This window comes from Streptococcus suis (assembly GCF_046032515.1).
Taxonomy (GTDB): Bacteria; Bacillota; Bacilli; order Lactobacillales; family Streptococcaceae; genus Streptococcus; species Streptococcus suis_AL.
The window spans coordinates 1-24,858 of sequence record NZ_JARQPJ010000020.1; the positions used below are offsets into that span (position 1 = coordinate 1).

The 24,858-nt window shown below is 41.5% G+C and carries 24 protein-coding genes and 1 other annotated feature; of the genes, 1 reads left to right on the forward strand and 23 read right to left on the reverse strand.

The window, feature by feature from the left end:
• Positions 1–120 precede the first annotated feature (120 nt).
• Positions 121–981: a homoserine kinase gene (thrB, locus tag P7J49_RS08915; protein WP_105156924.1), complete on the reverse strand. Its 861-nt coding sequence runs from the start codon at positions 979–981 to the stop codon at positions 121–123.
• A 3-nt stretch (positions 982–984) separates the two neighbouring features.
• A complete protein-coding gene (locus P7J49_RS08920) occupies positions 985–2,271 on the reverse strand; it encodes a homoserine dehydrogenase (protein ID WP_408570478.1) in 1,287 nt (428 codons plus the stop codon).
• Between the two features lie 104 nt (positions 2,272–2,375).
• Between P7J49_RS08920 and P7J49_RS08925 the strand changes: the two genes are divergently transcribed.
• Positions 2,376–3,299, forward strand: coding sequence for a polysaccharide deacetylase family protein (locus tag P7J49_RS08925; protein WP_408570479.1), 924 nt, complete (start codon positions 2,376–2,378; stop codon positions 3,297–3,299).
• A 57-nt stretch (positions 3,300–3,356) separates the two neighbouring features.
• Here P7J49_RS08925 and P7J49_RS08930 read toward each other — a convergent pair whose 3' ends face one another.
• From P7J49_RS08930 to P7J49_RS09030, 21 genes are all read right to left on the reverse strand, one after another.
• Positions 3,357–5,126 (reverse strand): ABC transporter ATP-binding protein, encoded by a 1,770-nt coding sequence (locus tag P7J49_RS08930; protein ID WP_408570480.1) that lies wholly within the window; start codon positions 5,124–5,126, stop codon positions 3,357–3,359.
• A gap of 8 nt (positions 5,127–5,134) precedes the next feature.
• On the reverse strand, positions 5,135–6,871 hold the full coding sequence (locus tag P7J49_RS08935) for an ABC transporter ATP-binding protein (protein WP_408570481.1): 1,737 nt from the start codon (positions 6,869–6,871) through the stop codon (positions 5,135–5,137).
• 75 nt (positions 6,872–6,946) lie between these two features.
• Positions 6,947–7,189, reverse strand: a complete 243-nt coding sequence (locus tag P7J49_RS08940; RefSeq protein WP_002940680.1) for a KH domain-containing protein — start codon at positions 7,187–7,189, stop codon at positions 6,947–6,949.
• A 21-nt stretch (positions 7,190–7,210) separates the two neighbouring features.
• Positions 7,211–7,483 (reverse strand): 30S ribosomal protein S16, encoded by a 273-nt coding sequence (gene rpsP / locus P7J49_RS08945; protein ID WP_002940682.1) that lies wholly within the window; start codon positions 7,481–7,483, stop codon positions 7,211–7,213.
• Between the two features lie 124 nt (positions 7,484–7,607).
• Positions 7,608–7,916: a DUF4298 domain-containing protein gene (locus tag P7J49_RS08950; RefSeq protein ID WP_024383553.1), complete on the reverse strand. Its 309-nt coding sequence runs from the start codon at positions 7,914–7,916 to the stop codon at positions 7,608–7,610.
• Positions 7,916–8,563 (reverse strand): pyroglutamyl-peptidase I, encoded by a 648-nt coding sequence (gene pcp / locus P7J49_RS08955; RefSeq protein ID WP_029188455.1) that lies wholly within the window; start codon positions 8,561–8,563, stop codon positions 7,916–7,918. Before pcp ends, P7J49_RS08950 begins: the two co-directional genes overlap by 1 nt.
• Entirely contained in the window at positions 8,560–9,315 is a 756-nt protein-coding gene (locus tag P7J49_RS08960) for a class I SAM-dependent methyltransferase (protein WP_012775077.1), read from the reverse strand. Before P7J49_RS08960 ends, pcp begins: the two co-directional genes overlap by 4 nt.
• Positions 9,316–9,378: 63 nt before the next feature.
• The gene (gene carB, locus P7J49_RS08965) at positions 9,379–12,558 is read right to left on the reverse strand and encodes a carbamoyl-phosphate synthase large subunit (RefSeq protein ID WP_408570482.1); all 3,180 of its coding nucleotides are present in this window, start codon (positions 12,556–12,558) and stop codon (positions 9,379–9,381) included.
• 352 nt (positions 12,559–12,910) lie between these two features.
• A complete protein-coding gene (locus tag P7J49_RS08970) occupies positions 12,911–13,990 on the reverse strand; it encodes a carbamoyl phosphate synthase small subunit (RefSeq protein ID WP_024388785.1) in 1,080 nt (359 codons plus the stop codon).
• A 239-nt stretch (positions 13,991–14,229) separates the two neighbouring features.
• Positions 14,230–15,153, reverse strand: coding sequence for an aspartate carbamoyltransferase catalytic subunit (locus P7J49_RS08975; protein ID WP_002939139.1), 924 nt, complete (start codon positions 15,151–15,153; stop codon positions 14,230–14,232).
• 55 nt (positions 15,154–15,208) lie between these two features.
• On the reverse strand, positions 15,209–15,730 hold the full coding sequence (gene pyrR / locus P7J49_RS08980) for a bifunctional pyr operon transcriptional regulator/uracil phosphoribosyltransferase PyrR (protein WP_024376075.1): 522 nt from the start codon (positions 15,728–15,730) through the stop codon (positions 15,209–15,211).
• Between the two features lie 204 nt (positions 15,731–15,934).
• A complete protein-coding gene (locus P7J49_RS08985) occupies positions 15,935–16,582 on the reverse strand; it encodes a Pr6Pr family membrane protein (RefSeq protein WP_044766619.1) in 648 nt (215 codons plus the stop codon).
• A 47-nt stretch (positions 16,583–16,629) separates the two neighbouring features.
• Positions 16,630–16,968, reverse strand: coding sequence for a zinc ribbon domain-containing protein YjdM (locus P7J49_RS08990; protein ID WP_408570483.1), 339 nt, complete (start codon positions 16,966–16,968; stop codon positions 16,630–16,632).
• Positions 16,969–17,048: 80 nt separating this feature from the next.
• On the reverse strand, positions 17,049–17,942 hold the full coding sequence (locus tag P7J49_RS08995; protein ID WP_024376073.1) for an RluA family pseudouridine synthase: 894 nt from the start codon (positions 17,940–17,942) through the stop codon (positions 17,049–17,051).
• Positions 17,926–18,390, reverse strand: coding sequence for a signal peptidase II (gene lspA, locus P7J49_RS09000; protein ID WP_044673898.1), 465 nt, complete (start codon positions 18,388–18,390; stop codon positions 17,926–17,928). The genes P7J49_RS08995 and lspA overlap by 17 nt, the downstream gene beginning before the upstream one ends.
• Positions 18,383–19,297 carry a LysR family transcriptional regulator gene (locus P7J49_RS09005; protein ID WP_408570484.1) on the reverse strand — a complete coding sequence of 305 codons (915 nt, stop codon included), beginning with the start codon at positions 19,295–19,297 and terminating at the stop codon, positions 18,383–18,385. The genes lspA and P7J49_RS09005 overlap by 8 nt, the downstream gene beginning before the upstream one ends.
• 517 nt (positions 19,298–19,814) lie before the next feature.
• Positions 19,815–20,108 (reverse strand): 50S ribosomal protein L27, encoded by a 294-nt coding sequence (gene rpmA, locus P7J49_RS09010; RefSeq protein ID WP_009909754.1) that lies wholly within the window; start codon positions 20,106–20,108, stop codon positions 19,815–19,817.
• A gap of 45 nt (positions 20,109–20,153) precedes the next feature.
• Entirely contained in the window at positions 20,154–20,468 is a 315-nt protein-coding gene (gene rplU / locus P7J49_RS09015) for a 50S ribosomal protein L21 (RefSeq protein WP_002941330.1), read from the reverse strand.
• Positions 20,469–20,503: 35 nt separating this feature from the next.
• Positions 20,504–20,673: a sequence feature (ribosomal protein L21 leader region), on the reverse strand.
• Between the two features lie 404 nt (positions 20,674–21,077).
• Entirely contained in the window at positions 21,078–22,403 is a 1,326-nt protein-coding gene (locus P7J49_RS09020; RefSeq protein WP_408570485.1) for an ISLre2 family transposase, read from the reverse strand.
• Between the two features lie 233 nt (positions 22,404–22,636).
• Positions 22,637–24,280 carry a relaxase/mobilization nuclease domain-containing protein gene (locus tag P7J49_RS09025; protein WP_408570486.1) on the reverse strand — a complete coding sequence of 548 codons (1,644 nt, stop codon included), beginning with the start codon at positions 24,278–24,280 and terminating at the stop codon, positions 22,637–22,639.
• Entirely contained in the window at positions 24,274–24,669 is a 396-nt protein-coding gene (locus P7J49_RS09030; protein ID WP_408570487.1) for a plasmid mobilization protein, read from the reverse strand. Before P7J49_RS09030 ends, P7J49_RS09025 begins: the two co-directional genes overlap by 7 nt.
• Between the last annotated feature and the right edge of the window lie 189 nt (positions 24,670–24,858).

Consider the following 24,858-nt stretch of genomic DNA (forward strand, 5'->3'; position numbering starts at 1 on the left):
ATAAAGAAAGAGAGAACGAAGTTCGTCCTCTCTAGGTGTTAGCTTTTCATCTACCCACTACAGTTGACAAAGAGCCCAAAATAAACATTTTTACTTTTGCAAATGATAGATTCTCACTATCTATGCAATAGCAATCCCTTTGGTATCTACTTGAAGGCGGTGGACAGTTCCGTCTAGATTTAGTTCCTCTAATGCTAGAACAATAGCGTCCTCCCTATCTTTGGGCGCTAATACCATCACTGTTGGACCGGCACCTGACAAGTAGGTTGCATAGGCTCCCAACTCCTGTGCAGTTTGCTTGATTGGACAAAACTCCTTAACAAGTAGCTGACGGAATGGTTCATGGAACATATCTGACTGAATGGCTTTTCCTGCCTTTTCCAAATCACCTGCCATCAAACTTGCAATAGCCACATTGGCAATGGCACTAGCAGCCACTGCTTTCTTGTACCCCATCTGAGAAGGCAGTACACCTCGGCTTTCAACCGTACGCAGTGGGTAGTTTGGAATAAAGGCAACAAAACTTGCTTCTGGGAATTCTGTTACAACTGCCTGTACTCTCTTATTAACATAGCTAGAGATGACTAAATTACCAAAAATCGCTGGGGCTACATTATCAGGATGTCCTTCAATTTCTGTAGCTTTGAGCAATTTTTCATCCGCTGTCATATTCAAACCTGCTAATTGATTAGCCAATTCGATACCAGCTACGATAACGGAACTGGATGAACCCAAACCACGCGCCAAGGGAATGTCACTAATCATTCTGATACGATGCGGCTGCAATCCTTTTTCAATCTTTAAAGCTGTCTTGATCAAAAGATTGTTCTTGTCTGATGGAACATGTTCAAGATTGTGCTCAATCACCCATTCATCAGTCTCTTCAAATACTTCAATCGTTAGATATTTCGAAAGGGCAACACCTACTGAATCAAATCCTGGACCGATATTAGCTGAAGTTGCTGGAATAATAATTTTCATTGCTTATTCTCCCAGTACTTTAAATGTATTTAAGACAGTAAAGTCTATTTCTTTACTCAATTTGTCTGTTACATTTTCCAACTGAGTCTTACTCATTTCATGGGTCACAATCACTAGGCGGGCTGTTTCTCCATCTGCAGCTTGTTGCAGAATTTGCTTGAAGGAAATTTCTTCAGAATTGAAGATTTCTGCTAAACGAAGCATTTTTCCATTTTTATCAGGCGCATCAATTGAGAAATAATATTCGCTCTTCACATCGCTTGGGGCTGCCAATTGAAGTGGGCGGCTATATTCGTTAAAAGCTTTGCCGATAGTATTGTCTTTCAAGCGACGAACGATACGAATAATGTCAGCCATAACACTTGTTGCAGTCGGTTTTTGCCCAGCGCCCGGTCCATAGTACATAGACTGGCCGATGCCGATAGATTCGACAAATACAGCATTCATCACACCATTCACGCTTGCAAGTGGATGATTTTTCGGTAGGAAGGTTGGAGATACTTCGGCAGCAATACCAGAGGCAGTTTCTTGAATATCACCCACAAGTTTGATGACATAGCCTAACTCTTGTGCCACTGCTACATCTTCTGGCGTGATATTTGAGATACCCTTGTGTGCTACGTGTTCAAAATCAACTGTCATCCCGAAAGCAAATTGACTGAGGATAACAGCCTTGTAAGCTGCATCAATTCCCTCAACGTCATTTGTTGGGTCAGATTCTGCATAACCAAGTTCCTGTGCTGTTTGAAGAGCTTTTTCGTAAGTCCAGCCTTCATCAACCATCTTGGTCAACATGAAGTTTGAAGTACCATTCAATACACCGAGGATACGAGTCACCTTATCAGCAGCCAATGAGTTAACCAAGGTACGCAAGATTGGAATACCACCTGCAACTGCAGCTTCATAATAAAGCGCAAGACCTTTCTCTTCAGCCAGGGCACGCAATTCGCTACCATGAACAGCAAGTAAATCCTTATTGGCTGTTACAATATGCTTGCCTGCTTCCAAGGCACGTGTAATAAATGTTTTTGCTGGCTCAATACGTCCCATCAGCTCAACGACGATAGCAATGTCCTCATCAGCTAAAATCTCATCAATATTTGTTACAAAATGATAGTCATGACCTGCAGCCAAGAGACGGTCTTTTTCTGCTTCATCCTTGACCAAAACCTTAGCAACTTCAATACTATCATGCGCGGCTTTCTCTATTTTTTCCTGGTTTTCTTCTAATAAAAATGGCACACCACTCGCAACGGTTCCAAATCCTAATAATCCTATCTTAACTACCATGTGCTCTCCTTTAAAATGTATTTCTCCCATTATAACAAACATTCTGACTATTTGGCAAAAAATTTGTTATAATTGTTTTAATATATGATTATGGAGATAAGATAATGAAACATTCAAGAAGAGCCCGTCGAAGTCGCACACAAAAGAAACAACTTGTGCCACTGCTACTTGGTAGCGCATTATTAGTAGTGACTCTACTATCTATTTTTCTAATCTTTCTAAAACAGCCATCTAAGCAGCAAAGTGATTCCAAAGCTTCAACGGTAGAGACAACAACCCGTTCGAGTGTTATGACTTCAGAAAGTAGTGATGTACAAACAGAAATCATTTGGGAACAACAAACTGAACCTATCAAACTTCCAATCCTCATGTATCATGCCATTCACGTAATGGCTCCTGAGGAAGAAGCTAATGCGAATCTTATCGTAGATCCAACGACTTTCGAAAGTCATCTAAAAGCATTGCAAGATGCAGGTTACTATACTTTATCACCTGAAGAGGCTTATAAGGTATTGACAGAAAATGTCCTTCCTGCTGGCAAAAAGGTTGTCTGGCTAACCTTTGACGATAGCCTCTGGGATTTTTATAGTTATGCCTATCCATTGCTTAAGCAATATCAAATGAAGGCAACCAACAATGTCATTACAGGGTTTACTGAATATGGACAAGCAGGGCACCTTACTCTTGATCAAATCAAGGAAATGCAGACCGCAGGGCTCTCCTTCCAAGGGCATACCGTCAACCATCCTGATTTAGAGTATAGTTCTATTGAGGATCAAACAAATGAACTTACTTCCTCTAAAGCCTATCTTGACAGCCAATTAAATCAGGAAACCATCGCTATCGCCTACCCTGGTGGACGATACTCAGCAGATACAGTAGCCTTAACTGAACAAGCTGGCTACAAACTTGGTGTGACTACTAACAACGGCTTGGCTTCTGCTAGTGACGGATTACTGACTCTCAATCGTGTCCGCATCCTCCCAACCACTACCGCCGAGGGACTATTATCCGAAATTTCCTATTAATTTTCACAAACATGTATATGAGAAAACTCCCTGTCACTGACAAGGGAGTTCGTTTTTTTATTTGGATTCACTAAACTGACTTTGATACAGATTATAATAGAAACCTTTGTCTGCCAAAAGACTTTCATGGTTACCTTGTTCGATAATCTGCCCATCTTTCAAGACCAAAATCTTATCAGCTTCCTGAATGGTAGATAAGCGATGAGCGATGACGAAACTTGTCCGCCCTTTCATCAACCGTTTCATGGCCTTTTGAATCAAGAGTTCTAAACGGGTATCAACTGAAGAAGTCGCTTCGTCAAGAATCAGAATAGCAGGATCCGCCAACAAGGCACGCGCAATGGTCAAAAGCTGTTTCTGACCTTGGGAAATATTGCTGGATTCCTGGTTCATTTCCATATTATAACCGCCAGGCAGGGTACGGATAAAGTGGTCAACGTTGGCAGCTTTAGCAGCCTCCACAATTTCCTCATCCGTCGCATCCAGACGTCCAAAACGCAGGTTTTCCTTGATGGTCCCTTCATAGAGCCAAGCATCCTGCAAGACCATGCCAAATTGACTACGGTAGGATTGACGAGAAAGATTTCGAATATCCTGCCCATCTACCTTGATAGCACCTGATGTGACATCGTAGAAACGCATGAGCAAGTTGATAAGAGTAGTCTTACCTGCCCCCGTTGGTCCAACGATAGCCACCATCTCACCGGGTTGAACATCCAGATTAAAGTTACGGATAAGCGGCTTGTCTTCTGAATAGCCAAATTCGACCTGTTCAAAGCTGACTTGTCCTGTCAGACTTTCTGTCAACTCTAGTGCATTGGCGTCTTCTTCGTCAAGCTCATCTAAGACTGAAAAGATGCGTTCAAGGGAGGATTTTGCAGACTGCAACTGTGGTGCCAATTGGGTCAAGGTTTGGACTGGCTGAGAAATCTGCCAGACGTATTGGACGAAGGCCTGCATATTACCGACCGTCAATGTACCTGCAAGAACTTTCAGACCAGCAAGTAAGGCCACGACTACATAGGCGATGTTTGAAAAGCCGTGTACCAGGGGCATGAGCAAACCAGACATGAAACTAGCCTTGAAACCAACTTCCTGCAAATCTGCGGTAATCTGGCGAAACTCTTCTGTAGAAATTTCTTCACGACCGTAGAGTTTGAGGACGTTGAAGCCTGTGAGATTTTCTTGGACAAAGCCGTTCAAACGACCTAGGGCATCAGCCTGTTGCTTGAAATATGGCTGGGATTTGCCCATGACAAACTTAGAACCAAAATAGGTCACTGGAACCAAGGTTACGACTACAAGTGCTAGGGATACATCCAACCAGAAACACATGAAAATGGCTAGAGAGAGGGTCAGAACAGCATTGACTAGCTGGAGAAAACTTTGTTGCAGGGCGTTTGAAACAGTCTCCACATCGCTGGTAAAACGCCCCAGCAGGTCGCCATACTGGTGCTTATCGAAGTAAGAAACAGGAATTTTGTTAATTTTGTGGCTCAAATCCTGACGCAATTCCTTGGTTGCTCCCTGCACTGCTTTTGTCATAAAATAGTTGGAACCATAGGCGCCGATTTCATACATGAGGGCACGGAATGCGTACAGACCAAGCATGACGCCGATATAGGAAACATTTATCTGCGCCCCCTCTACCCCATTAGCAATATCCAACAAATTCTTGGTCAATTCAGTAATGATAAGTCCCAATACAAAGGGTTCCAAGGCATTCATAACTGCGCTAATGGTCTTTAGAAAAACGGCTAAAAATACAGAAGATTGGTAACGACGCAAATAGTCCCAAACTCGAGTAAATACTGATTTATTCTTCATAAGTCCTCCTATTCTTCTGTCAGCGATTGACGGTTAAGCTGAGAATTGGCAATTTCACGATAAATCTCATTGCTTTCCATCAATTCATTGTGGGTACCGCGACCAACGATTTCACCTTCGTTCAGCACGATAATCTGGTCTGCATCCATAATGGTTCCGACCCGTTGTGCAACGATTAAGACCGTCGCATTTTCCGTCACTTCTTTCAAACGACTCCGCAAAATTGCATCCGTCTTATAATCCAAAGCTGAGAAAGAATCATCAAAAATATAAATATCGGGCTGTTTGACAATAGCACGCGCAATGGATAAACGTTGCTTTTGCCCGCCTGACAGGTTGCTTCCACCTTCTGCTAGATGGGTGTCGAATTTCTCCTCCTTACTCTCGATAAACTCCTTAGCCTGAGCCACATCCGTCGCATCATGAAGTTCAGCAAGACTAGCATCCATCTTACCGTACTTTAAGTTTTCCGCGATAGTTCCGGTAAATAGCAGAGCTTTCTGCGGAATAAAGCCAATCTTGCTGCGGAGTGCCTTTAGATTGTAGCGTCTGACATCCACACCGTCCACCAAGATACGACCAAGTGTCACATCATAGAAACGTGGAATCAAGTTGACCAAGGAAGACTTACCAGAACCTGTTGAACCAATAAAGGCAATGGTTTCACCAGGCTTAGCCTTAAATGAAATATTGTGGAGAACAGGCGATTCCGTTTCACCAGGGTAGGCAAAAGTTACATTTTCAAATTCCAAATAACCACGAGTGTCTGTTTCAGTAATCCCATCTTCATTCTTAGAAATGGAAATGGGCATGTCCAAGACTTCCTGAATCCGTTGGCTCGATACCGACATACGTGGGTACATGTTAAACAAGTTAGCAAAGAGCAAGAAAGAGAAAAGCGCATGGAAACTGTATTCAATAAAGGCAACCAAATCACCAATCTGCAGATTGCCATCTTTCAATGGAGGCAGGGCAAACCAGACAATGGCCACAATCATGGCAATGATAATCTGAACAAAGAGAGGCTCTGTCAATCCAGTCAGATTAAAGAGCTTTTTGGAAATATTGGTATATTCCTCATTGACCGACTCAAAGCGCTCCTCTTGAAACTCCTCACGAGTAAAGGCACGAATGACACGTAAGCCCATGAGATTTTCACGAACATACTGGTTAATGGTGTCCAATCGTTTCTGTTGTTTTTCAGAAAGAGGACGAGTTTTGGTTGCCACGTAGAAAATAACAAAAACTAGAAACGGCATGGCTACTGCTACTGTCCAGGCCAAGCTCGGACTGGTTACCAAGGTCATGATGACAGAAGCAACCATCATCAAGGGGGTAATAATACCTAGTTTCAAGACCATTTCAGAGAATTGCATCAGCACAAAAGCATCGTTTGTCATACGAGCAACTAGAGAAGAAACACCTATCTGCTCATATTCATGATGAGAGTAGTCCTGAATTTTCTCATACAGATCATTTCGAATATCTTTGACGATATTTGTAGTCAATTTTCCAGCTACATAGGCAAGTGTCACTCGACCAACAATCCCGAGCAGGACAATTAATCCCATCATCCCCGCCCAGAAATAGAGCTGACTAACATCGTTCTTTGTAATTCCTTGGTCAATCATCCTAGCCAAGAAAGTCGGCAACCCCAAGTTTACCACTACAAACAAGAAGGCCCCCAACAAGTCTAAGGCAATCCACTTAGGATATTTTTTCAAATAGGTCCAAATCAGATTCATCTTTTCTCCCTTTCTACATGTTAAAAAGGGGCTATGCCCCTTTGTCTAAGTTAAAAGCCACCAAACGGTGACTTTCTATTCTTTCTCGTCGATCACTAAACGAACTTTTTTATCACTTGTTGGAACAGAATAGACAATCGTTCTGATTGCAGAAATTGTGCGTCCTTTTTTCCCAATGATACGTCCAATATCAGATTTATCCAAATCCAAATGATATTCTAAAAATTCAGGTGTATCAACAATTTTAATTGTCAAGCTATCAGGCTGTGAAATCAAAGGTTTCACAATCGCAATAATGAGATTTTCAATCATGTCCATAAGTGTTCTCGCTTACTGTTCTTATTTAGAGAATTTTTGCTCGTGGAATTTCTTCAATACGCCAGCGTTTGAAAGAAGGCTACGAACTGTATCAGATGGTTGTGCACCTTTTGCCAACCACTCAAGTACACGCTCTTCTTTAAGAGTTACTGAGTTTTCAGCCAAAAGTGGGTTGTAAGTACCAACAGTTTCGATGAAACGACCATCACGTGGTGCACGTGAGTCTGCAACGTTGATACGGTAGAAAGGTTTCTTTTTAGAACCCATACGAGTCAAACGGATTTTTACTGCCATTTTTAAATGTTCTCTTTTCTTTGTATTTTTATTCGGTGAAATAGCAGAGCTATTTAGCACATGTTCTATTATACCACACTTTAACAGGGTGTCAAGAAAAAAACTTGACAGGTTTTAAAAAATTTTATTGTTCGAGCATATCTGCTAGTTCTCTCAGTTGACTTGCTAGATTTGTACGGTCAAACAGTAAATTATAGACTCCATCTTCACTCAATACTCCGCAAGGAATACCATTGAAATAACCCTTATTAGATAAATCAAGATCTTCCATATAGGTCTGGCTCTGGTAATAATCTAATAACTGTAAATAAGTCGATTGTTCCTGGTTGAGTTGTGCCAGACTATCGGAAAGGGACTGGTTCAGCTCTAGCTGTCTGTTAAATATTTTTTCCATTTCCTCTACACGTTTTCTTGCTTCCATAATATTTTTCATCAATGTGTACTGCCACCACCCTTTTTAATATCCTCTTTATCCCTATATTCAACAATCGCTCCTATAGCTACTTCAACTCCTCTTACAATATCGTTCAAAGACATGGAAGCTAGTCCTGGCTTGTCTACAACCTGCTCTGGTAAGAAGGGAATATGGAGAAAGCCTGCCTTAGTCTTTGGAAATTGCTTCTCCGCCAAGTAAAGAGCTTGATACATGAGATGGTTGCAGACAAAGGTGCCGGCGGTGTTTGAAACAGAAGCAGGAATGCCCACAGAACGAATGGCTTCGACCATAGCCTTGATAGGTAAGGTGGAGAAATAAGCAGGCTGACCATCTTCTCGAATCGTTCTATCAATCGGCTGTTGCCCCTCATTGTCTGGAATGCGTGCATCATCTTGGTTAATGGCTATACGCTCAGGAGTTAAATCAACTCGCCCACCAGCCTGACCAATACATAGTACCGCATCAGGTAAATGTTCTGCCATTTTCTCCTCTAAAACATCCGCAGCCTTGTCAAAAACAGTCGGAATCTCTACAAGAATAATCTCTGCACCAGCAATGGTCTTAGGTAGAGATTTGATTGTTTCCAAGGCTGGGTTAATAGGCTCGCCACCAAAGGGATCAAAGCCTGTTACGATAATTTTCATACTTCCTCCTCCAAAATAATTTCTCCGTAGTGAAATTTTTGATTGGGTCTGACATGACGTTTAAAGCCAAATTCTTCAAAGACCTGATCTCGAAAATGAGCCTTTATAATCAATTTCTTCCTAGCTACTCGTTTAGCCTCAGATACAATTTCCTCCGTTAAACGGCTTCTGTCAGCTAAAGTAGACAAGCCAGAAAGATTTTGTGATTCCTTGATTTCTTCTGAAAACATGGGATCAAAGTAAATGACATCAACAGACTTATCTATTTGCCCTTTCAAATAAGTCAAACTATCTGTCCAAATTGTCTGGATAGATTTCATGGCTCGATTGACCTCTTGCAGCCCACTATCAAAATCCTGTAAACCTCGACTCACAATAAAGTGCACTAGCTTAGAACTTTCCAAGGCTGTCACCCGATGACCAGCACTTGCTAACACAATGCTATCAGATCCCAAGCCCATAGTACAGTCTATTATTGATTGTTTTTCTTTTCCAAGTAATTCTAAAAGCGGATCTCTTCCAGACTTAATCCGCAACATGGCAGTATCTGGGTGGAAAAATAAAACCTGCCCACCCCTCTGTTCTAGTATCAATTTATCCTTATAAAGAACCAAGACAGCCTCGTAGGTACCTAACATTTTTCCAACCGACTGCTTCTTTCTTTCCTTGTATTCAATTCCCAGTTCACTGGCAATCCGTCTAGCCCTATAGACCAGCCCCTCATCCATCCCAAGACTAGTTGTTACAATCATTTTCATACTCTTCAGTATATCAAAAAATCAGGACGAACTCAAAGCTCATCCTGATAGTATTTTCTATATAGCCTGTGTCGTGAAGCTACGGCTCTCCAGCACTTTGACCATAGCTTCTGCTGTATCGAGGGCCGTAAAGAGCGGAATTCCTCCTTCAATAGCAGAGCTTCGAATGACTTGACCGTCACCATCTGCCACCCGTTTTTTACCAACCGTATTGATAATAGCCTGAATCTTACCTGCTCGAACAAGACTTGGAATATCTTGATAAGCTGCATCGCCCAATTTGCCAACAGTTGTTACAGCAAGTCCATTTTCTGTTAGAAAGGCAGCTGTTCCTGCCGTAGCCAGTAGGCCATAACCAAGTTCATGGAAACGTTGAGCCAGACCAAGTGCTTCTTCCTTGTCTTCATCCGCAATGGTAAACACAACGTTGCCAAACTCAGCTAGGTGCTGATAACTTGCCTCGAAAGCCTTATAAAGTGCTTTTTCAAGCGTTGTATCAGATCCCATAATTTCACCCGTAGACTTCATCTCTGGACCTAACAAACTGTCAACTTTAGCTAGTTTCGTGAACGAGAAGACCGGTGCCTTGACGTGCACTTGGTTGCTCTCAGGATAAAGACCGTCTTGGTAACCCAGTTCCGCAAGGCTTTGTCCCAAAATCAATTTGGTTGCAACCTGAGCCATTGGAATATCTGTAACTTTGGACAAGAATGGCACCGTACGGCTGGCCCGAGGATTGACCTCAATGACATAGACCGTTTCAGCCTTAATAACAAACTGGATATTCATCATACCGATACAGTTAAGACCGATTGCCAAGCGTTTGGTGTAGTCTGCAATAGTTGCCTGTACCTCTTTAGACAAGGTTTGTGGCGGATAAACGGCCATCGAGTCACCTGAGTGAACCCCAGCGCGCTCGATATGCTCCATAATACCCGGAATCAAGACATCCTTACCATCTGAAATGGCATCCACTTCACACTCACGACCGACGATGTAAGAATCCACCAAAACTGGGTGTTCTGGCGAAGCCTTGACCGCTGTTCTCATATAAGAACGCAAATCCGCTTCATTTTCGACAATTTCCATAGCACGACCGCCCAAGACATAAGAAGGACGAACAAGTACCGGGAAACCAATTTTGCGGGCCGCCTCTAGAGCTTCCTCTTCATTGGTTACGGTTTGACCTGGTGGCTGTGGGATACCTAGGTCTTTCAGGGCTTTTTCAAACAAATCCCTGTCTTCTGCTCGATCCAAATCTTCCACTTGTGTCCCCAAGATTGGAATGCCTGCTTTGGCCAATGGCTCTGCCAAATTGATAGCCGTCTGGCCACCGAACTGAACGATAACCCCTTTTGGTTTCTCAAGGTCAATCACATTCAAGACATCTTCCAAGGTTAACGGCTCGAAGTAAAGCTTGTCCGAAACTGAAAAGTCAGTTGACACTGTTTCAGGGTTTGAGTTCATAATGATGGCTTCGTAGCCAGCCGCCTGAATGGCCTTGACAGAATGCACCGTCGCATAGTCAAACTCCACACCCTGTCCGATACGGATTGGGCCAGAACCCAGCACCAAAACAGATTCTTTCTCCGAACGGATGGACTCATTTTCCCACTCATAAGTTGAATAGAAATAAGGCGTTGAACTTTCAAATTCAGCTGCACAAGTGTCCACCATCTTGTAAACGGGTACAATATTGTGGTCAGTTCTCAGTTGACGAATGTAGGATTCAGTTCTGCCCCAGAGCTCCGCAATCTTGCGGTCTGCAAAACCGTATTTCTTGGCTTTTTTCAATAAATCAATATTATCAAAATTCGTTGCCAAGTCCTGCTCAATTTCTAAGATATGAAGCAGCTTATCAAGGAAGAAAAGATCAATCTTCGTCAATTGAGCTAGTTCTTCTACTGTATAGCCACGTCGAAGGGCTTCTGAAAGATAGAATAAACGATCATCCTGTGCCTTGACAATCTTTTCAACCAATTGGTCATCTGTCACTTGGCTGAGTTCTGGCATTTCATTGTGATAGACACCGATTTCTAAAGAACGGCAGGCCTTGAGTAAACTTTCTTCGATATTGCGACCGATGGCCATGACCTCGCCAGTTGCCTTCATCTGCGTTCCAAGGCGGCGCTCCCCTTTTTCAAACTTATCAAATGGGAAACGTGGAATTTTTGCCACAACGTAGTCAAGTGCAGGCTCAAACATGGCATAGGTTGTTCCTGTAACAGGGTTCACCATTTCATCCAAGGTTAAGCCAACCGCAATTTTTGCAGCTAATTTGGCGATAGGATAACCTGTCGCTTTAGATGCCAAGGCAGAGGAACGCGATACACGAGGATTGACTTCAATGACATAATATTTGAAACTATGTGGATCTAGTGCCAACTGCACATTACACCCACCTTCGATTTTGAGAGCACGAATAATGCTGAGACTGGCATCACGCAGCATCTGGTTTTCAATATCCGAAAGCGTCTGCGTTGGGGCAAATACGATAGAATCTCCTGTATGAATTCCCACAGGGTCAAAGTTTTCCATGTTACATACGACCAAGGCATTGTCAGCCGCATCGCGCATCACTTCGTATTCAATTTCTTTGAAACCAGCAATCGAACGCTCAATCAAACACTGGGTCACCGGTGACAGTTTCAGACCATTTTCTGCAATTTCTCGCAGTTCTTCTTCATTGGCACACATACCACCGCCAGTACCACCCAGCGTGAAGGCTGGACGAACGATGACAGGATAGCCAATTTCAGCAGCAAATGTCAAAGCCTCATCAACTGTCGTCACAATGGTTGATTCAGGAATAGGCTGATTGAGATCTTCCATGAGTTGTTTGAAGAGGTCGCGGTCCTCTGCCTGATCGATGGCAGACAGTTTGGTCCCCAACAGCTCAACTCCAAGCTCATCTAAAATACCAGCCTTGGACAATTCCATGGCCATATTAAGACCTGTCTGACCACCCAGGGTTGGCAAGAGAGCATCTGGGCGCTCCTTCCGTAAAATCCGTGTGACAAATTCAAGCGTAATCGGCTCAATATAGACCTTGTCTGCTATTTCCTTGTCTGTCATGATAGTCGCAGGGTTTGAATTGACCAGGACAACGTTATAACCTTCTTCCTTCAAGGCCAAACAAGCCTGAGTCCCAGCATAATCAAACTCCGCAGCCTGACCGATAATAATCGGACCAGACCCAATCACCATAATTTTTTTAATATCCGTACGTTTTGGCATAATTTTAAGATATTAAGGGCGTTAAGCGGACACAGTCAAAATAGGAGTTTGACCAAGAACGCTTGCGTTCGAGGAAAAACTATCTTTTTGACCCAGTCCGTAGCCCGAATTCAATTACAAAATCCGAGCAACAGAACACCCCTTCTCCTTTCTATTCGTCGCCTCTCTGAGCGACATTAAATAAGATAAGTCCGACGTTTAGAATCTCAATTCGATAATAATTGAAATTCTAAACTAGTGTCAGCGTTAGCAAAGGTCCCATTGGACTTTGCGTAGGAGGACACATGCGTTAGCATGAAGTCCGACTTGCTCTGACCGACGCAGTAAGGTTTAGCTCGATATTAGTTAAACCTTACTGCCCTTTTTTAAACGAATCCATCAATTCCATAAATTCGTCAAACAAATAGCTGGCATCATGTGGACCAGGTGCAGCATCTGGGTGGAATTGAACAGAGAAACCTGGATAGTACTTGTGGCGTACCCCTTCTACTGATTTGTCATTGATTTCTTCATGTGTAATCATCAAACACTCTGGCAAATCTTCACGAGCAACAGCGTAACCGTGGTTCTGACTGGTAAAGTCCACTCGACCTGTCGCAATTTCACGAACAGCATGGTTGAAACCACGGTGACCAAACTTCATCTTGTAAGTTGTAGCACCATTGGCCTTGGCAAAGAGTTGGTGCCCCATACAGATGCCAAAAATTGGAATTTTCCCAAGAATCCCACGAATCATTTCCAAAGCTTCTGGAACATCATCTGGGTTACCAGGACCGTTTGATAGCATAACACCATCAGGATGGAGAGCAAGAATTTCTTCAGCAGTAGTATCATAAGGGACAACTGTCACATTGCAATCACGCTTGGCTAACTCTCTAAGAATAGAATGTTTCAATCCAAAATCAACCAAAACAACACTACGTCCAACTCCAGGTGCAGGATAGGCTGTTTTTGTCGATACCTGCTGGATGTTGTTGGTTGGCAAAACAGTCGCTCTCAACTGGTCTGTCAAATGCTCAACGGAATCACCAACATTTGCCAATGTCGCCTTCATGGTCCCGTGCTGACGAATAATTTTAGTTAGGGCGCGTGTGTCAATTCCAGAAATTGCTGGAATTTTCTTAGCCTTTAAAAATTCATCCAAAGTCATCTGGTTACGCCAGTTACTTGCTCGACGAGCCCACTCGCTAACAACCACTCCCTTACAAGTCGGTTTGATCGACTCGTAATCATCACGGTTAATCCCGTAATTTCCTACCAAGGGATAGGTAAAGGTTAAAATCTGACCATTATAAGACTGGTCCGTGATAGATTCCTGATAACCTGTCATCCCAGTTGAGAAAACCAACTCACCAGTCACATCAATATCAGCACCGAAGGCCTCCCCTTCAAAAATAGTGCCGTCTTCCAAAATTAAACGTCTTTTTGACATAATAATAAGATATTAAGGGCGTTAAGCGGACACAGTCAAAATAGGAGTTTGACCAAGAACGCTTGCGTTCGAGGAAAAACTATCTTTTTGACCCAGTCCGTAGCCCGAATTCAGTTACAAATCCGAGCAACAGAACACCCCTTCTCCTTTCTATTCGTCGCCTCTCTGAGCGACATTAAATAAGATAAGTCTAACAAATTTCTAACTGCTCAGTTCTAAGGTACCTGAACAGCTTACTTTTAAGCCTTGCCATTGACAATTGCTTCCAAAATCGCCATCCGGACAAATACCCCATTCTGCATTTGACGGACAATACGTGATTTGGGTGCTTCAACTAGAGAATCATCAATCTCAACATCGCGATTGACAGGAGCCGGATGCATAACAATTGCAGTATCTTTCAAGCGTTTGTAGCGCTCCTCTGTTAAACCATGCAAACGGTTATAAGTTTCTTTAGAAAAGCCACCATCACCATCATGACGCTCGTGTTGCACACGGAGCAACATCAGTACATCTACCGTTTCCACAATATCATCAATATTCAAATGCTGACCATAGACATCAAATTCCTCTGCGTACCATTCCTCCGGTCCAGCAAAGAAAATCTCAGCTCCCAGACGTTTCAAAATTTGCATATTGGACTTGGCAACCCGTGAGTGTGTAATATCACCTGCAATGGCAATCTTCAAGCCTTCAAAAGTTCCAAATTCTTCATATATAGTCATCAAGTCAAGCAAGGACTGACTTGGATGTTGCCCAGAACCATCACCACCATTGACAATCGATGTCTGAATGGTCGGACTATCAATCAACTGCTTGTAGTAATCTACTTCAGAATGACGAATGACACAGATGTCGACCCCCAAGGCCGACATGGTCAAAATGGTATCATACAAGGTTTCACCCTTATTGACTGAGCTGGTACGAGCATCAAAGTCAATCATTCCCATATCCAAACGAAGCTCCGCCATTTCAAAAGACTTATGCGTCCGAGTTGAATCCTCAAAGAAAAGGTTAGAAGCATAGTACTTCCGATCCAACTCTACCTTTTCACCGCGTTTAAAAGCAATACCACGTTGAATGAGTCCCAATACTTCTTCATTTGAGAGGGTCTCCATTGTAACCAAGTGTTTAAGTGAAACTTTACCATTTGTAATTGTCATGACGATACCTACCTTTATGATCTAGATGTAGAATGAGAATTTGTAAACGAAGCGACTATGCACCTTCAACCAGAAGGACAGAATCCTGACCATCGATTTCAGCCATGTGAACGATGATTTCTTCCGAACGACTAGTCGGAATGTTCTTCCCAACATAGTCCGCTCGAATAGGTAGTTCTCTGTGACCACGGTCAACTAAAACAGCTAGACTAACGCGAGCAGGTCGCCCCAAGGACACTATGTTGTCAATAGCAGCACGAATAGTTCGTCCTGTATAGAGCACATCATCTACCAAAATAACATCACGGTCATTCACATCAGCAGTCATGCTTGTCGTATCTTCTTCGACTTTTACATCATCACGGAAAGGTTTGGTATCCAATTCACCCAGTGGAACATCAATACCCTCCAGCTGTTTGAGTCTTTCTTGGATACGCTTGGCAATGAACACACCACGTGTTTTAATACCTGCAAGAACAATATTTTCCAAATTTTTGTTCCGCTCGATAATTTCATAAGTGATACGGGTAATAGCCCGTTTCATGGTCATATCATCAACGATTTCTTTTGTCTTCATAAAGACCTCCAAAAAATATAGAAAAAAGTCCCCTTTACACAAGGAGACTATGAAAATATAGGCTAGTAATTCGACTAACCTGCTTAACACACTACTCCTTGTCTGCCTCTCTGGACAGGATTTAAAGGATTTATTAAGCAGAGTATAGCATAAAATCTCAGCCTTGACAATTTTTTTCTAAAAAAATATAGAAATTATCGGATTTTACTGAGAATTTTTTCCAAAAGACAATGAAGTCTTAAGGTTTATGGATTTTAGTCCCGCCAATAGAAAACCGCAGACTAGATAGGCGCCAAAGATGACTCCAGCATAAGTCAAAACATAGGTCCAACCATACTTAGGGACATTGAGAAAGAAATAAGCAAAAGGACTGTCCTTAGCATCTGGGATTGGAATTTTTATGAAAAGACCATTCACTAGACCAAAAATCATGTAAAGAACAGGCAAAAGCGTCCACCAAATCGGGTCAAACCACTTGTACTGTTGCTGACGATCTACTATTAGGGTATCTAACAAAAAATATAAGGGAACAATATAATGGCAGAGTAGATTTTCAAGTCGCCAGAAATCGTCTGCCAAAGGCGCCAACATAAAGTGATAGACTACACAGGTAATCATGATAGACATGGTTACAGCAGCCTTTATCCGAAGAAAACGTGACGTCTGTAAATCCACACTTTTACTCATGGCATAGACCATATAGACAGCGAACAGAGATACCAATAAATTAGATTGTACCGTATAATACATGAGCATGCCGATACCGTATTTAATGATTTCTAGAGCAGTTCCCGTAATCGCTAAAGCAGCCAGTAAACATCTGCTATAAAATAAAAAACTTTGATTCTTCATACTATCCTTTCAAAAACAGGAAAAGACTGGTTAACCAGTCCTCTCTCTTAGATTTTCTTAACAAATTCAGATTTTAGCTTCATGGCACCAAAACCATCGATTTTACAATCAATATTGTGATCGCCTTCAACGATACGGATGCTTTTAACACGTGTACCTTGTTTAAGGTCCTTAGGCGCACCCTTCACTTTCAAATCTTTGATAAGCGTCACAGTATCGCCGTCCGCCAAACGATTACCGTTAGCATCAATTGCAATAGGTCCACTTTCTTCCTCAGCTACATCTGCTGGGTTCCATTCGTACGCACACTCAGGGCAAACCAAGAGGGCACCGTCTTCATAGACATATTCAGAATTACATTTTGGACAATTTGGTAAAGTTTCCATTCTTACTCTCCTTAACATTTTTCATGTTCTAGTATAGCATTTGTTGAAAAAATGGGCAAGATGATAAGGTTTTCATACTATTATTCAGCCTTGCGCAGTTTTTCAAGTGCCTCCTGAAAAATAGCTGGCGCTTCTGCCGTAAATTCAACAACCTCACCAGTTCTCGGATGGGTAAATCCAAGCGTTCTGGCATGAAGAAATTGCCCATGCCCTTTTAGTGTTTTCCTTGGGCCGTAAGCTTCATCACCCGCAACCGGATGACCAATATAAGCCATGTGGACACGAATTTGGTGAGTTCGTCCTGTTTCCAAGCTCAATTCCACCAAAGTGTAGTCACCAAACCGCTCCAAAACCTGAAAACGTGTCACCGCTTCTTTCCCTTTGGCAGTCACCGCTTGTTTCTTGCGGTCTTTTTCAGAACGACCAATCGGCGCCTCAATTACTCCGCGATCATTTGGTAGATTGCCGTGTACAATAGCCCAATACTTACGAAGGGATTTCTTATCTTTCAATTCAGCAGCAAGCTTTGTATGGGCATCATCGTTTTTAGCAATCATGAGCAAGCCAGATGTATCCTTGTCAATCCGATGGACAATACCTGGTCGCAAGACACCATTGATGCCTGACAAATCTTTTACGTGATAAAGGAGAGCATTGACTAGCGTTCCAGACGTGTGACCAGCCGACGGATGAACGACCATCCCTTGAGGTTTATTTACAACAGCAACATCCTCGTCCTGAAAGACAATCTCTAAAGGAATATCCTCAGCAACATAGTCGATTTCTTCTACTTCTGGAATTTGATAGGTTAGAACATCCCCAACCTGCACACTGTATTTGGCTTTTTTGGGTTGTCCATTAACCAAAACCTGACCAGCCTTAATCTGCTCATTTGCAACCGAACGAGACAAATCCGTCAAATCCGACAATGCCTTGTCCAAACGAATGCCACCAATCTCAACTCTTACTTCCATTACTCTCTTCTTTCATAATACAAATAAACAAAATTCCAACACCGACATTCAGACACATATCCGCCACATTAAAAACTGGGAAACTGATAAAATCCAAGTGAAACATGTCCACCACATATCCCAATCTAAGACGATCAATAAAATTCCCCAGGGCTCCAGCAATCATCAAAGCCAGACTAAATAAGGTCCACAGGTTGCCCTTGATTTGCTTCACATAATACCAAATCAAACCAGTCACAGCTACAATTGTCACAATCGTGAAAAACCACTGCTGATTTTGTAAGATAGACCAAGCCGCTCCATAATTTCTCAAATAGGCCAAACTCATAAATCCTGGAAGAAATGGCTCAACCGTATCTAATTCAATATTGGCAACTGTCCAAGCTTTTACAAACTGGTCCAAACCAATTAATACTACCATCAAAAATGGAAATCCAATTTTACGCATTTTCATCCTTCTTCTTATCAAAATATGCCTGCATGGTTTCAATAAAGTCTTTGGCACAAGAACTAAGTTCATCATTAGCTCGTTTAATGTAGACCATGCGATTGTCTACCTTTCCTTTGAGAGGAATTACGGTAATGCCATTGACACTCTCGTCATCAAGATAGCCCGAACCAGTTGCATAGGCATCCGTACGCTCCAAAATTCCATTCAAAGTAGCTCGGTCTGTCACATCAAACACAACCGAGGAATCCGACGTATCAATCAAGTTCTCGGAATAATAAAGATAAGCCTCTTTTTCTTGAGTGAACCGTACGGTAGGTAGACCTACCAAATCTGCTGGCTCAATCTCAGCTTTCTTTGTCAAAGGATGATCTTCACGAAGGTAGATATGAGTCTGAAATACAGACAAATCTACAGCTTGCAAGTGAAGTTTATCCAATTTCTGCATGATTCCTTTTGTATTTCTCTCGTTCAAATAAATAATACCAAGCTCGCTATAACCTTGAGCAACCTCATCTAAAATCTGTACTGTAGTCGATTCAAAAATGCGAAAATGAGGGTACTGCGGGTGGCTACGAGAGAACTCCGTAATCAGTGGAGGAAGAAAATCATAATGCTGACTTGAAATTGAGAAAGTCTTCTCACCTTCCTCAGGTTGCAAATAGAGATGCTCAAACTGATCAAATCCCTTAACTAAAGCCTGAGCTTTCTCATAGAATTCCATCCCTTTTTGTGTCAAAAAAGTTCCTGAACTAGTTCGGCTAAAAATTTGAAAACCTAACTCTTTTTCCAAATCACGAATGGAAATGGACAAACTAGGCTGGGAAACGTACATTTTCTCTGCTGCTTCCCGAAAAGTACCACTGTTGGCAATGGCTACAACGTAGCGTAATTGTTGAATATTCATACCTGATACCTCTTAAAACTGCTTCTACCATTATATCAAAAAAAGCAAGAATTTGCTGAACTCTTGCGTTTTCGCAAATAGACTATTCTTCTCTTATATAACTTCCAGGTTCCCAATTTCTCTTCTTCAACTGCAATTTGAAAGGCTTTGGAATTTCTGTTCGCCAAATCATCGATGACTATTTTTGCTAAGTTGGGACCCATACCACTTCCTCTGAACATTTCATCTACTACTGAACGTAGAACTTACAGGCAGCGCAACAGTGCAGATGGCAAAATATTTTTATCCTATAGAGAAGATATTGTCGTCTTGAATCACTTCTATCATACACTTTTAAAAATAGCAAAATCAAATTACAAAAAAGACTCTCCGAAAACAACTCGGAAAGCCTATTGTTTGCTATTTCTAGCTCAACTCCCTCTTTTATTTCAAGGAGAGTTGCTAAAAAGGTTCCCCGAACCTTTGCCTTTCATTTAATTTAAAAAGGCAAGAAAAAATGGTCCACTGGACCATTTTTTTACTTAGCGATTGGGTAAACAGATACTTGTTTCTTATCGCGACCTTTACGTTCGAAGCGTACAACGCCTTCTACTTTAGCGTAAAGAGTGTCATCTCCACCACGACCTACGTTAGCTCCTGGGTAGATTTTTGTACCACGTTGGCGGTAAAGGATTGAACCACCTGATACAGTTTGGCCGTCAGCAGCTTTCGCACCAAGGCGTTTCGCTTGTGAGTCACGACCGTTTGACGTTGAACCTCCACCTTTTTTGTGGGCCATAAATTGCAAGTTAGCAAGATTCAAGTTTAACATATGTTATTCCTCCGAATTTCTGTAATGATTGCTTCAAGCTACGCCTTAAGCGTTGATAGCGTTGATAACAACTTTTGTGTAAGGTTGACGGTGACCTTGTTTGCGGTGGCTACCTTTTTTAGGTTTGTACTTGAAGGTAACAACTTTTTTCTGTTTACCTTGTTTTTCAACAGTACCAACAACAGTAGCGCCTGCTACAAGTGGAGTACCCACAACAGTTTTCTCACCACCAACAAGAACTACTTCTTCGAAAGTAACTTCTTGACCTGCTTCAACGTTCAATTTTTCAACGTAGATAGCTTGACCGACTTCAACTTTAACTTGTTTGCCGCCAGTTTTAATGATTGCATATGTGCTCATTATGCACCTCCTATGATTTTGGGGTCTTGCCCGAATTTTATGTGAAGACTCGCCTAGTACCGTGGGACGAACCACTTTATCTTGCTCAATAAAAATTAAGTTCAGACTAGGCGACGCAGACAGAACTTAGGTTCACCAAGTTAAGTCAACGACGTTTGAGCTTAATTTTTGCAGAGCAACGGCATTCGTGCGGTTGCACAGGATGTGTGCATAGTCAACAGTCCTATTATAACAAAAACACCTGCAAATGCAAGTGTTTTGTATCATTTGTTTGTGTCTGAATTTTTGGGAAAGCTCAAAATCCCTTAAAAACCCTAAGAAAGCAGATAGTTTTCACTTACGAAAAAAGACCGAAACAAAGTTTTTTCTTTGCTCAGTCTTGACGTGATTGTTTGCTTTATGCTACAATACTATTCGACTGATTAAGCAAAGTCCAGTTTTGTCTTAATCGGTGGTGTAGGAGTTAGCGCTCCTGCACCTTTTTTCATTTTCTTAATGATATTATTGTATCACAAACCATACAAAAACACAAGCAAAACATGACGAAAAAGCCCCTAAAATCTCATTTTTTTAGCGGATTTTTTTAGCGGTATTCTATGGTTTTAGATTTTACTTTGCATGAGTCGACCATCGACCTGTCTTATGTCCCGAGTGATAACGTCTGATATTAGGTGGTTCTTCTATCTTCTTGTTGGCTCTTCCGGCGCTAAAACGTTGGTTCTGGTAAGGTTGATAGGAGTTGCGCCAATCCCCAAAGAATAACTGTTCCAGTTGGTCTATCCTCTCAAGAAGAATCATCTTTGCCATCGTACAAGCTCCCTTAATAGACCAATACATCCCTCTATGTTTCATGCGATATGTGATTTTGCGATGCTGGCTTTCCATCACACCTATGCCCTTGTGGGATAAATTTCTTAATTTAGCTGGTTTGGTATCCTTAAAGTGGCGTATCATCTTCTGTCGAAAGCTAAAGTATGTCTCATACTGCTCCTCTGTCTCAATGAGGGATTCCACAGTGTCCAACACAGTAATGAGTAGAGGTTTCTTGTGAGTCTGGATGGCTTTCTGAGCTAAATTGTATAATGTTTCTGGATAGGGTTTGAAGAAAGTCTTTATTTTCTGATTCAGATGATACTCATCCCAGAAATGTTCATGACGCTTAATACCTAGCGCCTTTTTAATTTCTTGAAAGGTGCGCTTGGTATACCCCTTCCCGTTATCGGAATTAGTAATAAGAATAGTTTGGTCTGTAATTTCAAAATGGTTATAGAGATAGTCTAATAGCTCTTCTTTAGCTTTCTCATGGTTAACATGAACAATCTCATGTTTATTCTCGAGTATCCACCGTTCTTTTGTTACCTGCTTTACGCCCGTATGGACAAGAAAATGTGTTAGGTCAGTATTTGAACGCTCATTTCCTGATGAAGTGGTTTTAACCATCACACCGTCCCCTTCTAGATATATCTTACTTGCTTTGATTCTTTGTGGGGCTTGTTCTTCTTCCAGATAAAAGCGATAGCGCTCTTTTTCCTCTAAAAGTTGTCCAACTACTTTAGTGGCTTTCAACACAGCATCTTTCGTTACTCCGATACGGTAAGCATCACAGATAGTTCTACAAACTTCTCTATAAGATAGTTTTGAGGCATGTTTGGCCATATGAAAAATTAGCTCTGGAGAGTAACGCATATATTTTTCGAGACCTAACCAATCATCTACCGGATAAAGAGTTTTCTGCCCTCTTCGCCAGCGGTTTCGTGAGAAGGTGATTTCTCCGAAAGTGAAGAGGACTGTTCGCTCCGTTGCATCGACTCTTTTATAGTCATTCTGTCGCATAGTTGGAGCGATAGAATCATCATAATCCCGAATTCGTTTTAAAAACTCCTGTCTACGGTATTCATCCATTTCAATCACAAAATTGCGTTCATCAAATCTCATACAATCCATTGTACTGGATTTGAAAAGCATTGAAAACCCATGAAAATAATTTTCAGATATTGTCATCAATGGTCTTTACAGAAATAATATTTAGTGGCATACTATTTTTTAGGTTGTCTTGGTAAAAAATTCTGAGTTAAGCACACAGCCATAGACAACTATGCTTCCCGAAAAAACGGGAAGCATTTTTTAGTTTAGCAAACCTCACTTAGGAAATTCTTTCTGTAAGTCATCTATAGCATTTTTTCATCCGACATAGCCTTAGGAGTCTGCTCTCTTACACGGACCACATCTTGCAGTTCACGGTAATTAGTATACTCTCTCAAAGTGTCATCGAAAAATTCTTGAAGCGCTCCTTTTTCAATATCATACTGTTGGATGAGTTGTGAAATATCCGATAGGCTGATATCCTTTGGCAGCCCCATCTCATCCAACAGTTGGAGTGCGGACAATGTATTTTCTGGGGTTTTTTCTAAGGCAAGAAGTGCACCCTCGATTTTATGATAACGGGCTAAGCGACTGTCCAAGCGTTTCAGTTCTTTATCCACGTCAGCTATTTTCTGATTAAAGCGTTCCTCCAAATGGCTAAACTGTTCTCCATCAGTCACACCATGTTGCACTAGGAAATTATATTCCTTAACCAGTTCTTGCATGGATGAAATATGAGGATTTTTTGTAATGAGCACCTCACCATTTTGTTTAGCTAACTGTCTCGCTACAGTCACCCCCATCATGTACCGATTCTTCTCGGAGTAGTCAGGATTGAGAAAATAAAAATAATCTTTTTCCTTAATGTAGATGGTATATGAACCATCTTCTTTTTTATCGACTTTATGAGAAGGAATCAGGATGGCTCCACTATCTAAGGCACCCATATCCAGTTGAAGATAAATCCCCTTTGGACTTTCTTGTTCGACTTGCCAAGAAGCCACATCGAGTTTCAATTCAAAATCCAGTTCTTTTTCTTCTTTATACTGTTGGTACATTTCTTTTATACTAGAGGTAGAAAATGTAAGTTGATTTTTTGAGACTCTCTCCTTAATTTTTTCAAGGGCGTAGAGTCTTTTCTTGGATAAAGTGTCGTCCCTGGTATTTCTTTCTTGGAGCTTCCCATCCAAAGGAGTCAGTAAGCGGTATTTGACAAACTTCCCTGAAAAATCAACATGCAGATCCATAGCTTTTGCTTTTTCTTTGAAATCTTCTAACGAGGTAGAATGTTTCAAGAGGAAGTCAAGACGTTGTTTTAACTCATAACGAAAATTATTTTGCCTACGCCAGGCAGAATATTTGGTATAAGAGTTTTTCATCGCTGGCTCAATAATTTTTGCGCCATATTTAGCCGCATGTTTATCTGAAATAGCCCGTAGATTTTTTAGAGTATTTTTCTGCCAACGTAATTTTTTTAACGTTGAGCTGTTGGTCGTATTGATGATGATATGATTGTGCAGGTGGTCTCTATCTGTATGAGTCGCAATCACAAATTGATAATCTGGTCCTAGAAACTCAAGCATGGTTTTCCGACCAATCTCATGAACCTGTTCTGGAGTTAGATTATCTTCTGGCGAGAATGATTGGATAATATGATGGGCAAGCACTTGTTTATTGTCTGTCAATTCTTTTAAGTCATCGTCTCCTTTATGAAAGGCTGCGGCTAGTTTTGTGAGAATCATTTCCTCATCTGCAATAGATACATCCTCAATCTGATGACCAGAAACCAATTGAAAATGTAATTTCTCATTTTTCGATACAATTGGAAAGGGGAAATCAGTTTTTGTTTTCATAGGCAGAACTGTTTTAGCTTCTTTTAGTATATAGGTAACTGCACGTTTCAGATTAGCTGTAGTCTTAATTTGGATTGGTGGTTTAATAGCTACCATTCATCTATATCCATCCTTACTATTCGTTTTCGTGCTTGGAGACTTTGTTTCTCCTCGTTTGATAATTTGGCTGAAACCATTTCTCGAATTTCCGTTAGATAATCCAAGACTTGTTCTAACATCTCAGTAGAGGTGTGTTGGTCCTCATTGGCCTGCTTGGCTATTTGGTTGATGTTGGACCCAATTCGATTGATAGCTACTCGAAGAGCTTTCAGCTCTGGAAAATCAATTTGAACTAATTGTCCATGGATCAATTGATTTTTGGCATAGTACTGGAAAGACTCCACTCCCATCTGTTCCATGTTCTTTTTTATTTGTCGGTCCTCGTCTGGTGTGAGACGAAATAGTTTCTGAATATATCGTTTTCTATTTTCTTTCTTGTGTACCATTTATTTTTCTCTCCTGGTAAAAATCATGCTTTTATAATGAGGCTCCCATCCCTACCTTTCTTCCGGCAAGCGTAGCAAATGGATATCCATTTGCGATTTTTAAAAAAGTCAGAGAAGGTCAAAAATATATTTTTCCCTTCTCTCCTTTTTCATTTTTGGGGAAGACCCCAAGCCCCTAGTGCTCACTTT

Coding starts and splice junctions, on each gene's coding strand:
- pyrR (WP_024376075.1), bottom strand. CDS start 15,730: ATGAAGACAAAAGAAATCGTTGATGATATGACCATGAAACGGGCTATT.
- P7J49_RS09025 (WP_408570486.1), bottom strand. CDS start 24,280: ATGGTAGCTATTAAACCACCAATCCAAATTAAGACTACAGCTAATCTG.
- P7J49_RS08940 (WP_002940680.1), bottom strand. CDS start 7,189: ATGGACATGATTGAAAATCTCATTATTGCGATTGTGAAACCTTTGATT.
- P7J49_RS08925 (WP_408570479.1), top strand. CDS start 2,376: ATGAAACATTCAAGAAGAGCCCGTCGAAGTCGCACACAAAAGAAACAA.
- rpsP (WP_002940682.1), bottom strand. CDS start 7,483: ATGGCAGTAAAAATCCGTTTGACTCGTATGGGTTCTAAAAAGAAACCT.
- P7J49_RS08935 (WP_408570481.1), bottom strand. CDS start 6,871: ATGAATCTGATTTGGACCTATTTGAAAAAATATCCTAAGTGGATTGCC.
- rpmA (WP_009909754.1), bottom strand. CDS start 20,108: ATGTTAAACTTGAATCTTGCTAACTTGCAATTTATGGCCCACAAAAAA.
- P7J49_RS08975 (WP_002939139.1), bottom strand. CDS start 15,153: ATGACAATTACAAATGGTAAAGTTTCACTTAAACACTTGGTTACAATG.
- P7J49_RS09020 (WP_408570485.1), bottom strand. CDS start 22,403: ATGAGATTTGATGAACGCAATTTTGTGATTGAAATGGATGAATACCGT.
- pcp (WP_029188455.1), bottom strand. CDS start 8,563: ATGAAAATTATCGTAACAGGCTTTGATCCCTTTGGTGGCGAGCCTATT.
- P7J49_RS09005 (WP_408570484.1), bottom strand. CDS start 19,297: ATGAATATTCAACAATTACGCTACGTTGTAGCCATTGCCAACAGTGGT.
- rplU (WP_002941330.1), bottom strand. CDS start 20,468: ATGAGCACATATGCAATCATTAAAACTGGCGGCAAACAAGTTAAAGTT.
- P7J49_RS08995 (WP_024376073.1), bottom strand. CDS start 17,942: ATGGAAGTAAGAGTTGAGATTGGTGGCATTCGTTTGGACAAGGCATTG.
- P7J49_RS08920 (WP_408570478.1), bottom strand. CDS start 2,271: ATGGTAGTTAAGATAGGATTATTAGGATTTGGAACCGTTGCGAGTGGT.
- P7J49_RS08990 (WP_408570483.1), bottom strand. CDS start 16,968: ATGGAAACTTTACCAAATTGTCCAAAATGTAATTCTGAATATGTCTAT.
- P7J49_RS08930 (WP_408570480.1), bottom strand. CDS start 5,126: ATGAAGAATAAATCAGTATTTACTCGAGTTTGGGACTATTTGCGTCGT.
- P7J49_RS08950 (WP_024383553.1), bottom strand. CDS start 7,916: ATGAAAAATATTATGGAAGCAAGAAAACGTGTAGAGGAAATGGAAAAA.
- lspA (WP_044673898.1), bottom strand. CDS start 18,390: ATGCGTAAAATTGGATTTCCATTTTTGATGGTAGTATTAATTGGTTTG.
- P7J49_RS08970 (WP_024388785.1), bottom strand. CDS start 13,990: ATGTCAAAAAGACGTTTAATTTTGGAAGACGGCACTATTTTTGAAGGG.
- P7J49_RS08960 (WP_012775077.1), bottom strand. CDS start 9,315: ATGATTGTAACAACTAGTCTTGGGATGGATGAGGGGCTGGTCTATAGG.
- P7J49_RS09030 (WP_408570487.1), bottom strand. CDS start 24,669: ATGGTACACAAGAAAGAAAATAGAAAACGATATATTCAGAAACTATTT.
- carB (WP_408570482.1), bottom strand. CDS start 12,558: ATGCCAAAACGTACGGATATTAAAAAAATTATGGTGATTGGGTCTGGT.
- P7J49_RS08985 (WP_044766619.1), bottom strand. CDS start 16,582: ATGAAGAATCAAAGTTTTTTATTTTATAGCAGATGTTTACTGGCTGCT.
- thrB (WP_105156924.1), bottom strand. CDS start 981: ATGAAAATTATTATTCCAGCAACTTCAGCTAATATCGGTCCAGGATTT.